Source organism: Pedobacter planticolens (assembly GCF_014172375.1).
GTDB classification, from domain to species: domain Bacteria; phylum Bacteroidota; class Bacteroidia; order Sphingobacteriales; family Sphingobacteriaceae; genus Pedobacter; species Pedobacter planticolens.
Map to the genome: position 1 here is coordinate 438,932 of NZ_WNXD01000002.1, position 15,543 is coordinate 454,474.

At 31.8% G+C, this 15,543-nt stretch carries 17 protein-coding genes; all 17 read right to left on the reverse strand.

Going from position 1 to position 15,543, the window contains the following annotated elements; genetic code table 11:
* Window position 1 precedes the first annotated feature (1 nt).
* A complete protein-coding gene (locus tag GM921_RS10505; RefSeq protein WP_182922596.1) occupies window positions 2–874 on the reverse strand; it encodes an NAD-dependent epimerase/dehydratase family protein in 873 nt (290 codons plus the stop codon).
* Window positions 871–1,464, reverse strand: coding sequence for a sugar transferase (locus GM921_RS10510; RefSeq protein ID WP_182922597.1), 594 nt, complete (start codon window positions 1,462–1,464; stop codon window positions 871–873). Before GM921_RS10510 ends, GM921_RS10505 begins: the two co-directional genes overlap by 4 nt.
* Window positions 1,464–2,669: a glycosyltransferase family 4 protein gene (locus GM921_RS10515; RefSeq protein WP_182922598.1), complete on the reverse strand. Its 1,206-nt coding sequence runs from the start codon at window positions 2,667–2,669 to the stop codon at window positions 1,464–1,466. Before GM921_RS10515 ends, GM921_RS10510 begins: the two co-directional genes overlap by 1 nt.
* A gap of 3 nt (window positions 2,670–2,672) precedes the next feature.
* Window positions 2,673–3,794 carry a glycosyltransferase family 4 protein gene (locus GM921_RS10520; RefSeq protein WP_182922599.1) on the reverse strand — a complete coding sequence of 374 codons (1,122 nt, stop codon included), beginning with the start codon at window positions 3,792–3,794 and terminating at the stop codon, window positions 2,673–2,675.
* Window positions 3,784–4,584 (reverse strand): phytanoyl-CoA dioxygenase family protein, encoded by an 801-nt coding sequence (locus GM921_RS10525; RefSeq protein WP_182922600.1) that lies wholly within the window; start codon window positions 4,582–4,584, stop codon window positions 3,784–3,786. The genes GM921_RS10520 and GM921_RS10525 overlap by 11 nt, the downstream gene beginning before the upstream one ends.
* Window positions 4,585–5,553: a GDP-mannose 4,6-dehydratase gene (locus GM921_RS10530; protein WP_182922601.1), complete on the reverse strand. Its 969-nt coding sequence runs from the start codon at window positions 5,551–5,553 to the stop codon at window positions 4,585–4,587.
* Entirely contained in the window at window positions 5,550–6,956 is a 1,407-nt protein-coding gene (locus GM921_RS10535) for an O-antigen polymerase (protein WP_182922602.1), read from the reverse strand. The genes GM921_RS10530 and GM921_RS10535 overlap by 4 nt, the downstream gene beginning before the upstream one ends.
* A 20-nt stretch (window positions 6,957–6,976) precedes the next feature.
* Window positions 6,977–8,011, reverse strand: a complete 1,035-nt coding sequence (locus GM921_RS10540) for a glycosyltransferase family protein (RefSeq protein ID WP_182922603.1) — start codon at window positions 8,009–8,011, stop codon at window positions 6,977–6,979.
* A 262-nt stretch (window positions 8,012–8,273) separates the two neighbouring features.
* Window positions 8,274–9,704 carry an oligosaccharide flippase family protein gene (locus GM921_RS10545; RefSeq protein WP_182922604.1) on the reverse strand — a complete coding sequence of 477 codons (1,431 nt, stop codon included), beginning with the start codon at window positions 9,702–9,704 and terminating at the stop codon, window positions 8,274–8,276.
* Window positions 9,704–10,165 (reverse strand): acyltransferase, encoded by a 462-nt coding sequence (locus GM921_RS10550; protein ID WP_202985653.1) that lies wholly within the window; start codon window positions 10,163–10,165, stop codon window positions 9,704–9,706. The genes GM921_RS10545 and GM921_RS10550 overlap by 1 nt, the downstream gene beginning before the upstream one ends.
* 122 nt (window positions 10,166–10,287) lie before the next feature.
* A complete protein-coding gene (gene pseI, locus GM921_RS10555; protein WP_182922606.1) occupies window positions 10,288–11,328 on the reverse strand; it encodes a pseudaminic acid synthase in 1,041 nt (346 codons plus the stop codon).
* Complete coding sequence (locus GM921_RS10560) at window positions 11,325–11,792, reverse strand: GNAT family N-acetyltransferase (protein ID WP_182922607.1); 468 nt, start codon at window positions 11,790–11,792, stop codon at window positions 11,325–11,327. The genes pseI and GM921_RS10560 overlap by 4 nt, the downstream gene beginning before the upstream one ends.
* Window positions 11,785–12,345 (reverse strand): GNAT family N-acetyltransferase, encoded by a 561-nt coding sequence (locus GM921_RS10565; RefSeq protein ID WP_182922608.1) that lies wholly within the window; start codon window positions 12,343–12,345, stop codon window positions 11,785–11,787. Before GM921_RS10565 ends, GM921_RS10560 begins: the two co-directional genes overlap by 8 nt.
* Window positions 12,332–13,033, reverse strand: coding sequence for a pseudaminic acid cytidylyltransferase (gene pseF / locus GM921_RS10570; protein ID WP_182922609.1), 702 nt, complete (start codon window positions 13,031–13,033; stop codon window positions 12,332–12,334). Before pseF ends, GM921_RS10565 begins: the two co-directional genes overlap by 14 nt.
* An 11-nt stretch (window positions 13,034–13,044) precedes the next feature.
* Complete coding sequence (gene hisF / locus GM921_RS10575) at window positions 13,045–13,791, reverse strand: imidazole glycerol phosphate synthase subunit HisF (protein WP_182922610.1); 747 nt, start codon at window positions 13,789–13,791, stop codon at window positions 13,045–13,047.
* A complete protein-coding gene (hisH, locus tag GM921_RS10580; protein ID WP_182922611.1) occupies window positions 13,784–14,389 on the reverse strand; it encodes an imidazole glycerol phosphate synthase subunit HisH in 606 nt (201 codons plus the stop codon). Before hisH ends, hisF begins: the two co-directional genes overlap by 8 nt.
* Window positions 14,390–15,541 (reverse strand): N-acetyl sugar amidotransferase, encoded by a 1,152-nt coding sequence (locus tag GM921_RS10585; RefSeq protein WP_202985654.1) that lies wholly within the window; start codon window positions 15,539–15,541, stop codon window positions 14,390–14,392.
* Window positions 15,542–15,543 lie beyond the last annotated feature (2 nt).

A 15,543-nucleotide genomic window follows, 5' to 3' on the forward strand; every position in this document is an offset into this window, starting at 1 on the left:
ATTAGTAATTTCTAAGCCCCTGAACTAATGAAGAAGGGCTATATCCAAGGTTTTTCCTGGCTTTTTCAATTGAAAAATTAAATCCAATCTCTTCATTTTGATTTAAATTTAGAATTTCAATCATTGAATTAGAGCCCCAATTTGCTATAATTGTTTTTGCCAACTGAATATCTGAAACAGCATCACCAGATCCAATATTATAACAATCGGCGAAACCAATTTTATTTTCTAAACAGAGCAAGTTAGCTGATGCAACATCCTCTACATGAACATAATCCTGAATTCTATTTCCACTGCCAAAAATTTTTATATTGGAATTTTTTATTGCTTTATCAACAAAAATTGGAAGAATTGTATTGGATCGTTGACCATCTCCATAAATTGAAGAATATCTTAGAATCCCAAATTCTGGAACTTTATTTTTTAAGATGGAGTAGGCTAACCATTCTGCTGATAATTTGGAAACTGCATAATAATTGAGAGGGCGAACTGGGCTCTCTTCATCAATTATTCCTTTATTTTTTTCATAAACTGAACAAGTAGAGGAAAGAATAAATTTTTTCACATTAACGTCTGCAGCAAAATTTGCTAATATTTGGGTAGACAATATATTATCTGAAGTTATTTGAGTAATCCCATCCCATGAAGTATCAAAATTCACAGATGCAGCAACATGAAGTATTGCATCAATATTTATGTTAGTTCCTAAAACATCATATATATTTTTAATATCTGTTTCTTTATAGGTGACACCAGTTTTTTTATGAATAGGAGCTTTTCTACATAATGTAATTAATTCATGTCCATGTTTAAGAAGCGTATTTAGCAATACACCTCCAGTAAACCCACCTGCTCCTGTCAGTAATATTTTCATGTATCATGTGTATTTATTCCAGCTCGACCTAAGACTTGTATAAAAGTCATGATTAAAATTTTAATATCTGCAAGAATTGATTTAATTTGTAAATACTCCAAATCATAATCTCTTCTCCTTTCCCAACTAATAGAGTTGCGCCCATTAACTTGTGCCCACCCTGTAATACCTTGTGGCACAGTAAGTCTCATAAAATCCTTTTCACGATAAAAATTTACAGCATCTATGGGGTCTGGTCTCGGGCCTACCAAACTCATATCTCCAAGAAATACATTAAATAATTGTGGCAATTCATCTAGACTTGTTTTCCGTATAAATCGTCCAATTTTAGTAACTCTTGGATCATTTTCACTATTAAATGTAGACCCATCTTCATTACGTATATCTGGTGCATTTACAATCATTGATCTAAACTTTAAGAGTTTAAAAACTTTTCGGCCCTTGCCCATCCTTATTTGTTTATAAATAACCGAACCCGGATTACTGATATAAATAGCAATTCCAATGATGAGTAAAACTGGAAATAGAATTAGTATCAAAATAAACGACACCAACAAATCTATTGCTCTTTTAACTATTAAATAAAGCATTATTTAGTAATTAGGTTGATTAATTTATTAAGATTAACTTCTTTTGAAAAATATTTTTGACCAAATCTTAACGCATTGGCGCCAAGAATATCCAAATCTGAAGGTGGCAATTCTACAACCTTTCTTAAAATAGCCACCAATTGTTGTACATCTTCTGGTTCGCTTACCCAACCACAGTTTGCACTTTTAATACATTTTTCGGTTTCCGAATTATGATCAACACAGGCAATTATTGGTTTCCCACTAAACATATAGGATGGAAGCTTTGAAGGGACGGAGCTGCTTGCGCCATTTTTTATAATTGGCAATAAAAACACATCTGCCTGTGCTTGTATTTCAGGCACTTTCCCATCAGGGACTTCTTGGAATTCAATATCGACTTTTGGAAAAGATTTAGCATAAGCTATACAATCTGATTTTTGTGACCCTGAACCAGCTATAATCAATTTTGCCATTAAATTTGAAGAAGCGAAGGACTTTAATAGAAAGGGAATTCCTGCAACAGTACCAATATTTCCAAGATACATAAATGTAAATTTATCTGATTTTGGTTGCTTTTCATTCAAACTAAATTGAGAACTATCTTGCCAATTGATTACTACTTGAATTTTTTCTTCTTTAATCTTTCTCGTACTCATGATTAGCTTTTTCATGGTTTCTGAGATTACAACAACCTGAGAAGCATTTTGAACAACAAACTTCTCAATTTTAAATAATAATGTATGAGTAATTTTTTTAAGAAAATTTGGGAGCTTATTTGTAAACGACTCAGGGTATACATCTTGTATGTGAACGATATATGGTTTTTTTTCAAACATACAGGCTTTGGCAACTCCATACTGACCAAAAATAGGCCAAGTGTTCATATAAACTTTATCTAAAGTGTGGCTATTTCTTCTAATATATCTATAACATGCCAGACCAAAAGAAATGCCTTCGATTAAGCGAAGAATTGGATTTGACCCAGAATAAATATAAGAAGGTAAGCGTATGAGATTGCTACTATTCCCTATCTTTTCTATATGTGTTTTATGCTTTGTATACTTAAAATCAAACTTATAGCCTTTGGGTCTTGAAGGAAATGGAGCTAGAATAGTAACGAAGTACCCCAGTTGGTCTAGTTCAACCGTTAAGGCTTCGGCAATTTGAGCAGACACGCCTGGCTCTGGTTTGTAGATGCTATTAACAATCAGTATTCTTTCCATCCACTAATACATTTCATTATATACAGCTAGGGTATCTTCAGCGGTTTTTTTCCAAGAAAATCTAGCTCTATTGATTAACCCATTCTTTATAATTTTTTCTCTTAATATTTTCTCATTTAAAATTTCTAACATTACAGCAGCCATATTTTCAACATCTAAAGGGTTAAAATACAGTGGTGAATCTCCTCCCACTTCAGGTAACGACCCTGCATTTGATGAAGCAACGGCAACACCATCTGCTTGAGCATCTAAGATGGGAATGCCAAAGCCCTCATATAAGGAAGGAAATACAAAAAGCGTTGAAGTTGCAATTAATGGTTTTACATGTTCATCTGGAACGAAGCCTGTAAATACGATACTTTCGTCTAAATTTAAATCAGAAATCATTTTTTCCATGCCAACAACCTTTGTTTTGTAACCAACTAACACTAATTTAATCTCTGAGATTTGATTGTGAACCAAAGCAAATGCTTCAATTAATCTATTGATATTTTTGTGTGGGCTTGGACTACTGAAAGCAATTATATAATCACTCTTTATACCATAGATTGACTTAACATCAATAGATTGATTATTTTCATTTTTTGCATCAGTCATACCCGATAGTAGAGTTACTTTAACTCTATCTACATTAAAACCGATATATTTTATTATCTGTTGCTTAGAAAATTCTGAAATTGTAATTAAATATCGTGAAGTTTTAGCTGTAAGATAAATCATAGATCCTAATAGAATTTTTTTACCTCTATTCATACTCGCTCCATGCCCTTTATAATTGATATCCAGAATAGAAGTTACTTTCTTAGCAGAACAAAGAATAGGCCCAACATATCCTAGAGAGTGTAATAAGTTAATACCATCTCTTAAAATATAATATGGAAGCACAAATTGTTCCCATAAGTATCTTTTGTAAACACTTGTATATCGAAAGGGAAGAATTCTAAATATAAAATTAGCAGATACCACAAAAGGTAAATTTTCACAATCTTTATTAAGATAAATTACATATTGTGTTTTATGATCAATGATTGCAAGATTATTGACTAAATTAATAGCATAAATAAAAGAGCCGCCAGCTAATTTTGGATTTAGATATAGTAGATTTATTCCTATTCTATTTGCCATCTACCTCTTGTATTATCACACTTTCTTTTACAAGACCTTCTATGTTTTCTAAAGGAATAGAATTTTTTATATGATCAGTCATTTTCACATTCATATATTTTTCAATATATCTATCTAAATGAATTCCTTTTTTAGCAAAAGACATAAAGCATGAAATTCTTTCTTGTTGACTATCTTTAAATAAGAAAGTAGGCAACATATTTTCTAGCCTATAACCCATTACCACATTCGGCAAAAACTTTAATCTTGCTGCATTGCCGCTATGCAATGTTTTCAAATTCCAAACCACTACATCTCCAGCTTTGCTATCTACAAATACCCTTTTAATGTTTTTGCCATTATTAGACCCTTTGATTACTTTTAAACCACCACTATATTTATCGTGGTCTTGCATGTACACTCCTATCCTAACAATTCCATACTCACCAATCCAATCTGGTCCTTCATTGGCAATTCTATCAACATTATCTCTGTGAAAACCACGATCACCTACTCCAATTTGGTAAGTGCTATCTCTAAAATAAATAGGGGTTTCTCCAAGAATTTCTTCAGCAATTTTTAAAATTTTAGCAGAAAGTAGCAATTTTCTTAATGGTTTACTCAATAAATCCCCCTTAGGGTAAAACACATCTTTGATCTCGGTTTTCACCTTAATAACCAAGTCATTTTTTTTATCTTGCTCAAGCGTTTCGTAGGCTAAATTTCTAAAGCTTGAAATTTCTTCATTTGAAAACACATTTTTAATAACGTAGTAGCCATTTTCATTGAAAAATTCTTTATCAATTTTCATTTATATATATATTTCGTTCAACTCACATTTAATTAATAATTCTATTAGTGCTCTTGATTTGATTTTGGGCTCCCATTTGAGAACTTCTTTTGCTTTTTTTGGGTTAGCTAATCCTTTATCAATATCGGTAGGTCTTAATAAACTATCATCATAAGTAACGTATTTTGTCCAATCTAAATTTAGGCTTTCAAATGCATAAATTACAAATTCTTTTAAACTGATCGATTCGCCAGTAGCGATTACAAAATCCTCAGCTTTTTTTTGTTGCAACATTAACCACATAGCCTCGACATATTCTGGTGCCCAACCCCAATCTCTATACACGTTTATGTTCCCCAATACTAGCTTTTCGGTACTGCCCTTAAAAATTCTGCAAGCAGAAGAAATAATTTTCTTGGTTACAAATCGTTCCTTCCTAAATGGCGATTCGTGATTAAATAAAATACCTGTACAGGCAAATAGGTTATAGGCCTCTCTATAATTAGAAACCTCCCAAAATGCTGTCGCTTTAGCAACACCATAAGGGCTTCTTGGTCTAAATGGGGTTTCTTCGTTCACAGCTTCATTTACGTTTCCAAAACATTCACTAGAACCTGCATTGTATAATTTTATTGGAAGTTTAGAAAATCTAATTGCTTCTAACAAATTAAGTGTGCCAAAGCCAATACTCTCTAAAGTTTCTACTGGTTGTTCAAATGAAAGCGCAACAGAACTTTGACCAGCTAGGTTATAAATCTCATCAGGTTCTATCTTCATAATTACTTGAAGAACACTTCTGAAGTCATTTACTGAAATAGACACGTATTCAATCAAATTAAAAATCTCAAGATGCTTTAAGTTTTCAAAATTTGAATTTTGAGCATCTCTACTTCCTCCAAATACTTGATAATTTTTTTCGATTAATAGCTTTGCTAAATAAGCCCCATCTTGCCCTGAAACACCACATATAAGTGCCTTTTTCTGTATCATCTCCGTTCCGTTATAAAATTTAATATGACTATTGTAGGTATAAGAGTTAACAGAACACCTATAAGCAAACTACCAAAACTACTTCCAACAAAAGATAAACCAATAAACATGAAATTAACAACGTAGATAATCACAATGTTTGAATTTGCAATATTACTAAGAATAGTTTGATTTATTAATTTCAATAAAAAACCAATTAAAAAACAACCTAGTAAAACACCTGGAATCCAAAAATTCCAATAGAGCTCTGCAATAATACCAGGTGGTACTCCACCTGAACCATAGGTTGTTGATCCAAAAACTTTCATACCTATTGTATTGTCAACATTCGTTACGGGTTTATTAGGCCATAGCTCTCTTGGTATCCAAGCGAAAAAAACTGTAATCAATGTTGAACCATATTCATAATTTAGTTTAGTAGGTATAGCATCAACTATATGTGCAGTTTTGCTCACATCAATCATATTTGTTGTTAATATTGCCGGCTCTAAAGCTTTAACAAAATCAACTTTTACTTCTTGAGTTGCAACATCTGTAACCCCTCTTAAATTAGTCATGATTTGAAATATAACTAAAGCAACTACAAGACCTATAAGAAGCTTTACTTTTGGCAATTTAAAGTTTTGAAGATAATAGCTTAATGCGATCAGCTGAACCATACAAAACACAATAGCTCCTCTTTGGCTGACATAGAAATTAAAAAAAACAAATGTTAAAAACGAGATAACCCATAAAATATAAGCCATTACTTTATTATTGTTATATTTTATTAACCAAGTGGTTAAAAGAAATAAATTAATGCCAGAAAAAGAAACCAATAGTCTAAGATAAGCATGTGGCGATGCTTCGGCAAGGGTTTCGGAAACCCCTCTATAATTAGAGGAGATACTTGCAATAGAAAAGAGTCCTCCTTGTGCTTTGATAAATAATATTAATCCAACAATAGATATAACCAATAGTAATATTGATGTTGTAAAAAATGCTTTTGGATTCCATTTATCATGTACAAAAATTTTACTTTTTAGTTTAAATCGCTTTTTTGTAGATAAATACCCACCTACCATGCATGCAATTCCAACGAAAATTAAAACCATTGCAGGGAATAAAAATGATTTCGATTTACCCAATAAAAACACAGTGTCAATCGATTGTGGATTCGGCAAATCAAAATATATATAAAAAGAACGCAATAAAACTCCTAAAATACTAGAATATAAAACCCAAGACCAAATTGAAAAAACATCCCATTTTTTTCTAATCAAAAGAGGAATTGACATTAAAGAAATTATGATTACAGGGAAAAAAATTAAAAAAAAATCAACAAAAAACATGTATGCAAACCCAAGCAAACAACATGCTACTATGAGTATTGGAAGCACAAAACCGATTTTAAATTTCAACATAGTTCTTGTGTAAATTTAAACTAAATAACTCTAAAAATAGTATTCCCAAATTGATCTGTTTCTATTTTAAAGTTATAGCTATAATGATTCCCTTGAATTATTAAAGACGCAAGAACTGAACTTTTTCCATCAAATTTAGTATTTACAGTTTCCACGTAGAATTTAGCTCTACTTCTAGTTTCTAATAGGTTTATTGAAAAATGATTAATTTGCGCTAATACATGTGCTGCATCATCTGCATAATGGGCTAATTTATTTTTCACAAACCCATACCAATCTATATTTTTCTTTGAAGAATCAAAATAAATAGATGGAATATTTAGCAATCCAGCTTCAAGGTGTATATTAGAATCGCCAGCAATTATTAAGCTTGTTGATTCAAAAAACTTGAATGATTCTACCTCTTTTACATCTGAAAATTTGGCGTTATTTTTCATTGCAAGATCAAACCATGCCGATTTTCTACGATCTGAGGGGTGAGGACGAATAATTAGCTCAATTTCAGGAAAAGATTGATGGAGGTTATTTATCAATTCTACATAAGCATCAAAATCGTCGGTGCCATTGGTGCAAACACCTATAGTTTTCACCAACTCACTTTGCTTTATTTTGTCAAAAAATTGATCAAATTTTGGCATCCCAATTAAATATAGATTAGAATTCGCAGTACCATTTAATTGATATTTCATCAAACTATCTTCCCCCTCTAACAATGCACTTGAAAAAACATTCAAGTCTGAAAAATTTTCGGTAACTGATGCGTGTTGGATGTATATGGTCTCAATTCCTAAGTTTTTGGCGGTATTGGCTAAAGATCTATGATAGCAACTCAGCTGATTGGCGATAATAATTTTTTTGGGACTAATTTCTCGCAAATAATTTTTCAAAATAATTTTTGAAGCATATGCAATACAAAAACCATCAAAAGCATAAGAAAACGACTTTTTTTGATATTCATTTCTACAGATTAGGTAGCGGTAAAATACCACCGGGATAAAAAAAATGCTATAGAAATATATTTTTGCTAATGGGAAACCATTTTTATAAGAATCCATTCCGAATAGATAACTTTCTGGGATTTTAGATGTAATGGATTTTATGCTGTGGATTTCATTTTGCGCCATTACAAAGAAAAGGATTGCATCCTTTTTAATCAATGTATCTAGTTTAGGTTTTAATGCATAGGATGCAAAACCTTTGAGCAAAGACAATATTCTAATAATTATTCCCTTTTGGGGTAAAGTATCTGCTGGAAAATTTAAGTTTCCTAATTTTTCAGAACAGAATTCATAATTTATATCGTAAATATCCAACATTCTAATTTGTTCTTTTAAAATATATACCTATAAACTGTATATAAAGTTCTTTAAAAGAACTTAATTTATACAGCATGATTCCCATTAAAAATAAAAGAACTAACAAATAATGTTGAAAAACACTTGCCATCACAATTGAACAAAACAATAATTGTAAAATCCAATCAAAACTTTTAATAAGGTCAATGTGTTGTAGCTTAAAATTTTTTGAAATGAAATAAATCAATAAATTTATGAAACATAAACTCCCTATCACATTGGATACAACAAGCCAAATGTAAGAAAGCTTATAGTAACAGAATACTACACAAAATATAGTACTAACAACTACACTTAACAAACTTATTAGTGCCATCTGTTTATGCATTTTTCTGGCAATACAAAGAGAAACAAAAGCAAAACCACTATTAAAAATAATCTGGTTAGTTAATAGAATAACAAGACTAAACTCAACTGGCTTATATTTTGGGAGGATATAGAATAAGATAGGCAGAAAAAGTATACTTAAAGTAACAATACATAATACCAAAATAACCAATTTGTTCGTAAATGAGATTAAGTAGCTCTTTAATTCTTCTTGACCAATCGCGATATCACCTAATTTCGCAATAATTGAGGGGAAAATTATCCAAGTAATGGTATCTACACCCAGCATGATTGCTGTGGTAATGTTGTTAGCAAAAGAAAAATAACCCATTACTTCAACTGGGTAAAAAGCACCAATTAAGGTCCTTACCATTAAACTCATTAAATAATAGCTAAAAGCATAAATCAATAAGGGAAGTCCAGACTTGAACAATAGTTTTATTCTAGTGGTGTTAAAGCTTATTCTTTTGCCATAAATCAATAAATAAAATACATTTATAATAATTAATAGCAAAACCCAAAGGTAAAACACCGCATTAATCAAATAGATTCCTTTAAAAAATAATACTGTTGTAAGCAATCCAAGAGAGAGTATAAGTTCCCCAATAATAATTGGTTTCAGCTTTTTATCAATTCGAAATATATTGACAAAAATTTGTTGAAAGTTGATGAGTATGGTTAGCGGAATCAGTATTTTAATATAATTATAAGATTGATTGACAGGAAAAAGTGAAATTTTAAAAAAATAGCCAATAACCCCAATAAAAATGATAATTGCAGAGATAAAAAAGATCCCTGTAAAAGCAGAATTTATAATTTTATTGCGCTCTTCAGTTCCATTTTCATTAAGAACAGCTAATTCCGAGTTTACAGAATAATTGATCCCTAAATTGGTATAGGAAAGATATTGCTGGTATAGCATTAAGTAGCCATAAATTCCTAAAAAGTAAGGCCCTAAATAATAGGCTAATATGAAACCTCTTGCAGTTTGTAAACCATATATGAAATACCTTACAGCAGTAAAAACTATCTCTTTTTTACCAAAAATTGCTTTTTTTTCAGGCATTATAGATTTTTTTGTCGAATTATTTTAGCAGGAATTCCACCACAAATTGAGTGATCAGGAATATCACATACTACCACACTATTGGCGCCTATAATACAATTATTGCCAATCTTTACACCTTCTTTAATAAACACCTTTGCCCCAATCCAGCAGGCATCACCAATTGTTGTATTTGCCTTATTTGTTTTTAATGGTTTTATGTTAAAATCTTGATCGGCCATGTTGTTTTCGGTATAAATCATTACATAATGGCTTATTGCAACATTTCTTCCAATTTTAACCTTATAGCCTTTAGATGCTTGAATACTTGAGTACCTCCCAATATATGAATCTTCCCCAATTTCAATCTCCCCATCACCATAAAACATGATTGCTTCACCCCCAAACCAGAATGATGTAGGGATATTATATTTCTTTCTATAGGTTTGATATAGCACCCGCCAATAATAGTTTTTTAACAAGGTTACTAGTTTAACAATAAGATGGTGCAAGAATAGCATATTAATTGTATTGTTTGGTTAGTTTGCTAATTGTTTGTCAACATCAAACTATAGCTTAGAGATTCACTCAATAAATAAAATTGTTATTGAATAGAGTTTAGTGTCAATCTATCCCCTCTACCCAAATCTTCAACAACATGCTTTCCTAACACTTCACTATAATATTTAGGATGTAAGCCATATCCAGGTCTTATAGATTTTATATTTTCTGGAGTAATTTTTTCACCTTCTTTTATATCCTTAACAACATATAGCGAACGACAAAATTCTTTCCCTTTTTTTTGTTTTTCAGTTAAATTGTAATCTACAATGCCAATCGCTTTCTCTGCTTCTCTAACCGCCTTAACCATATCAGTAAATTCTTGTTCATTCATCGAAAAAGAAGCATCGGGCCCACCGATTGAACGATCTAATATAAAATGTTTTTCGATAATTTTCGCACCCATTATCGTAGCAACTATTGGAGCAGTGCTACCCATAGTATGATCGGATAAACCCGAAACAACACCATATCTTTCTGCCAAATCTTTAATCATAATCAGATTTGCTTCTTCTATAGGTGCTGGATAGCTTGATGTACATTTTAGTAACGCTATATCATGATTACCCATTCTTTTGCAAGCAGAAAGAGCTAACTCAATATCTTCCATTTCTGCAATTCCAGTAGAAATAATAATGGGCTTACCTTTTGAAGCAACATATTCTATTAAAGGGATATCAGTAATTTCAAAAGATGCAATTTTATAGGCTGGGGTATTTAACCCTTCTAATAAATCCACAGCAGTAAAATCAAATGGTGATGAAAAGCAAATCAAGCCCTCTGCTTTAGCCGTATCAAATAATTGTTTGTGCCATTCCCAAGGTGTATAAGCTTCTTGATAGAGCTGATAAAAATATTTATCATCCCATATAGTCCCTTGTTTTAATCTAAAATCATCATTTTTAGAATCAATCGTCATCGTATCAGCAGTGTATGTTTGCAGCTTAATACAATCGGCACCTGCACGTTTAGCAGCCTTAATGGTATCCAAGGCATTTTGCAAACTCCCATTATGGTTAGCAGAAAGTTCTGCAATAATAAAAACACCACTATTTTGGTTGATTTCGAAAGAATCTATTTTCATTTTAACTTTTTTATATAATGAAAACTGTTAAAGTTTTCGTATTCGATCATATTTACAAATTCAAATCCTGCATTTTCAAAAGCATACTTAGAATTTAAATTACTTTCCTTAATGTAAGCATTTATTACAAACTGTAATCTTGTTGATAAGAAAAAGTCTGATGCAAGTTTTAACATTTCCTTGGCATACCCCTGCCCCCTAAATTCTGCCGCTATTGAGAGACCAATTATAGCACCTTGTTCGTTTTCTTCCTGAATCCTTACCTGTCCAATATTTGTATTACTTTCGTTTGTAAACACAAACAAAAAACACTCTTTGTTCATCAATTTAGAAAGAAACCATTTTTTATGGTCTTCAAAATTTATTTTTTGTGAGCTAAAAGACTGTGCTCTAACTTCTGCATCATTTGCCCATTCAAAATATAGCAGTGTATCATCAACAGTCGCTCTTCTAAATTTAAGCATTATTGTTAATTTTTGTATGAATAAGCACATCAATATACTTGCCATTAAAAAAGCAGTGCTCTTTTAATCTTGCTTCTTCTTTAAAACCAGATTGAAGCAATGCAGTATAAAGTTTAGGCCGTAAATCGAAAGCATACGTGAATATTTTATGGAACTTCAATTCAGTAAATGCCACATTAACTAAAAGGGAAAGGTAATTTTTCCAGTAATCAGCAAAATGCTCCGCTTCAAGTTCTGTTCTCATCACAAAAGATATTTCTGCATGCTTATCAATCCAATTAATATGAACCAAGCCACCATATCCAATAAATTCGTTATTATTCAAAACCGAGAACAACAATTGATTTGGTTCCTTCTGTTCAAACAAATTAGAGACGATATTGTCAAAGTAAGTATTCTGATCTTCAATGGTTATCTGCTTAGATTGACGTAAATGATACATTTGTTCATTTCTAAACTTTAAAATTTCAAGTTTGTCCATATCACGAATAGGGACTAGTTTAAAATCTCCAACCACAAAAATTTGATTCTTTAAACACTTATATAATCTCATTTGCGAATAGCTTATATTTCATCTCTGCTAATAACCAATCTTCTTCACTATCAATATCATGAGCCAAAAGTTCACTTATTTCTATCGCAAATGAATCTTCTGTTCTTAAACTCTTACTCAAATATAATTTAGGCACATTAAAGGTGTAGAACATACCTGCATCATGATATGTTTTTGTTAAATCCTGTGTTCTAGCATTTGGATTAACATCTCTGAATGCAAGAACACTTCCATTTTCCTGTAATATTAATGCCCTCTGTATAGGATGTGAATAAGATAAAATTGGGAAGACGCAATCTGCGTCTTTTGCATTTAATAACTCGAAAGATCTTTTCAGCAATTTTGGATTTACAAATGGAGCACACGCATAGATACAAGTAGATTGTTCAAATACAGTATTTTCATTTTCCTTATACCAATCCAAAACCTCAATTATTACATCCACAGTGGTAGCAAAATCATTACTATTTTCCTTACTTCGCATAAATGGCACTTTTGCGCCATATTTTAGGGCCATTTTTGCTATATCTTCATCATCTGTAGAAACCATCACCTCATCATACAAACCACTATTTAAGGCTGCAAGAATTGAATAGGATATAATAGGATTTCCAAAAAATGTTTTTATATTTTTTTTTGGAATTCTTTTACTTCCACCTCGAGCAGGTATTATAGCTATTGTTTTCACCTTTATTATTGTTAGATCCTTACTGGAATGTTTATTTTCTTCAGTTCATTCTTGATATCTAAAGGTGTAAACTGAGTAAAGTGGAAAATGCTTGCCGAGCCCACTGCTTTAACATTGGTTTTTGAAAATAACTCATTATAGTGCTCCATATTACCACCGCCTCCTGCTACTATAACCGGAATATTGGTAATATTGATTACATGATTAATTAGATCAATATCAAACCCGTCCATCATACCGTCTTTGTCCACACTCATTAACACAAACTCCCCCACTTTACAGTCTGTCATTTCTCTAATAAAATCAGCTATACTGATATCTATATTTAATTTGTTGAAAATTTTGTACCCTTCAGATGTAGCATATGCATCTACAGCAATGCTGATGCACTGACTCCCAAAAAAAGTGACAGCTTGTTTAATGAACTCTTTATCTAATAACGCTTTTGTTTTAATGATTACCTTATCCGCCCCAATTTTTAGGAGGTCGTTAATGTCATTGATACTTTCAATCCCACCGCCAATTGCAACAGGCATGTAGCATTCCTTGATTACATCAGCAACTAATTTAAGGTTAATCTTACGTTTTTGGGTACTTGCAAATATATCCACGAATACCAATTCATCTACACCCCTACTATTGTAAACTTTTGCATATTGAACTGGATTTCCAACCATCCTTGGGTTAGCAAATTTTTTTGTCTTTACCAACCCAAAACCATTAAAGGTTAATATCGGTATAATTCTAACTTTAAGCATTTATCCCAAAAAATGTTTTTAAAATGGCTAGCCCTGCATTTTGGCTTTTTTCAGGATGGAATTGAGTAGCAAAAATATTTCCCCTTTGAATACTTGCAACTACATCAAAGCCATAATCTACGGTTGCAGCAATATCTATTTTATTTTTTGGTAAAACATGATAACTGTGAATAAAGTAAAAGTCTTTTGTTTCACAATTCTCATAATAGGTATTATTCAAAACATCAATATTATTCCAACCCATATGTGGTACATTAAGATGTTCTAGTTCAAATTTAACTACTTGTCCCTCAATCCAGCCTAAGCCTTCACATTCATGAGGTTCAATTCCCTTTTCCATAATCAATTGCATACCTAAACAAATGCCAAGGAATTTCTTTTTTTTTACCATTACCTCATCTTTCAGTAATTCGATTAGATTTCTCTCCTGAAGATTTTTCATACCCTGTGCAAAAGAACCAACACCTGGCAGCAAAATAATATCAGCTGCTTTTATAGCATCATGGTCATCTGTAATCACATTCTTTACACTTAAGAAATTCAGGGCTTTCTGAACAGAGGCCACATTTCCCATTCCATAATCTATAATTGCTACCATTTATTCAAAATCAAAGTTTCTGATCAAATTTCCATCGCCATCACGTAAAAAATTGCCTTGCTCATCTTGCGCAAATAAAATTGGGTTTGTAAAAGAATCTAGAATGTGGTCTACTTCTTCTTTTGTCATTCCAGAATAAGCCACAAATTCATTAACACCATAATGAGGGTATTTCCCATCATATTGTTTCACCAATTCTAAACCCTTCTCACGAGTAATCCTATTATTTCTAACATCAATACAAGCATGATCAGTTGCCCTACCAAAACCATATTTCACGTATTTTAGGTAATCATGCAGCCCATGCATCTTTTCATCTAGATTCTCATAATTGGTATATGTACCTTCTACCGGTCCGTCTTCTTTTACAGAAAAACCATGCTTTTTAACAATCTCTAGTTGTTTTCTAGCATCCCAAAAAAAGTAATGCCCTAGAAAAATACCAACAACGCCTACTCGATCAATATCTTCATCTGAAGGATAAAAATATGGAGTTAAATCTTTTTCGGTCAACCCATCAACACCAACCATATCTTGAATTCTATTACCTAATAATCCACCAAACTCTTCCAACCACCTTCTGTTCAAGTGTTTATTTTCGACAGATTCAATTGGTCCGCCATATTCCTGTTGCGGGTTTTCTCCCCAAATTACTAATGGAATATTAAAGTTAACGGCAATATGAATAGGGATGGTAAAAATACCTAAATGATTTGGCCACATTTCATCTCCAACTCTTTTAAAACCTTCAACCACCATACTTCTATAAGCATTATAGTTCTTTTTGAAATAAATTACATCAATACCCATTTTAGAAATGTTATCAATATTTTTTTGGCCTACTTCAGTAAGATTTGTTGTTTCAAAACAAACACAAAGCGGATTTAAGCCACAGACTTCTTTCATAAAGTAAGCTTGGTAGGTACTATCTTTTCCTCCACTGACTGGGATTAAACAATCGTAACCTATTTCATTAGGCTCTTTTCTATACTTATCTATAATTGTATGAAAATCCTTTTCACGTTGTTCCCAATCAATTTGATTATTCTTTTGTCCAGAAGCTTCACACGCAGAGCAAACCCCTTCTTCATTAAAAAAAAGATCTGGTTTTGTTTCAGGAAATAGGCATTTTGAGCAGTAACGAATTTTCATAT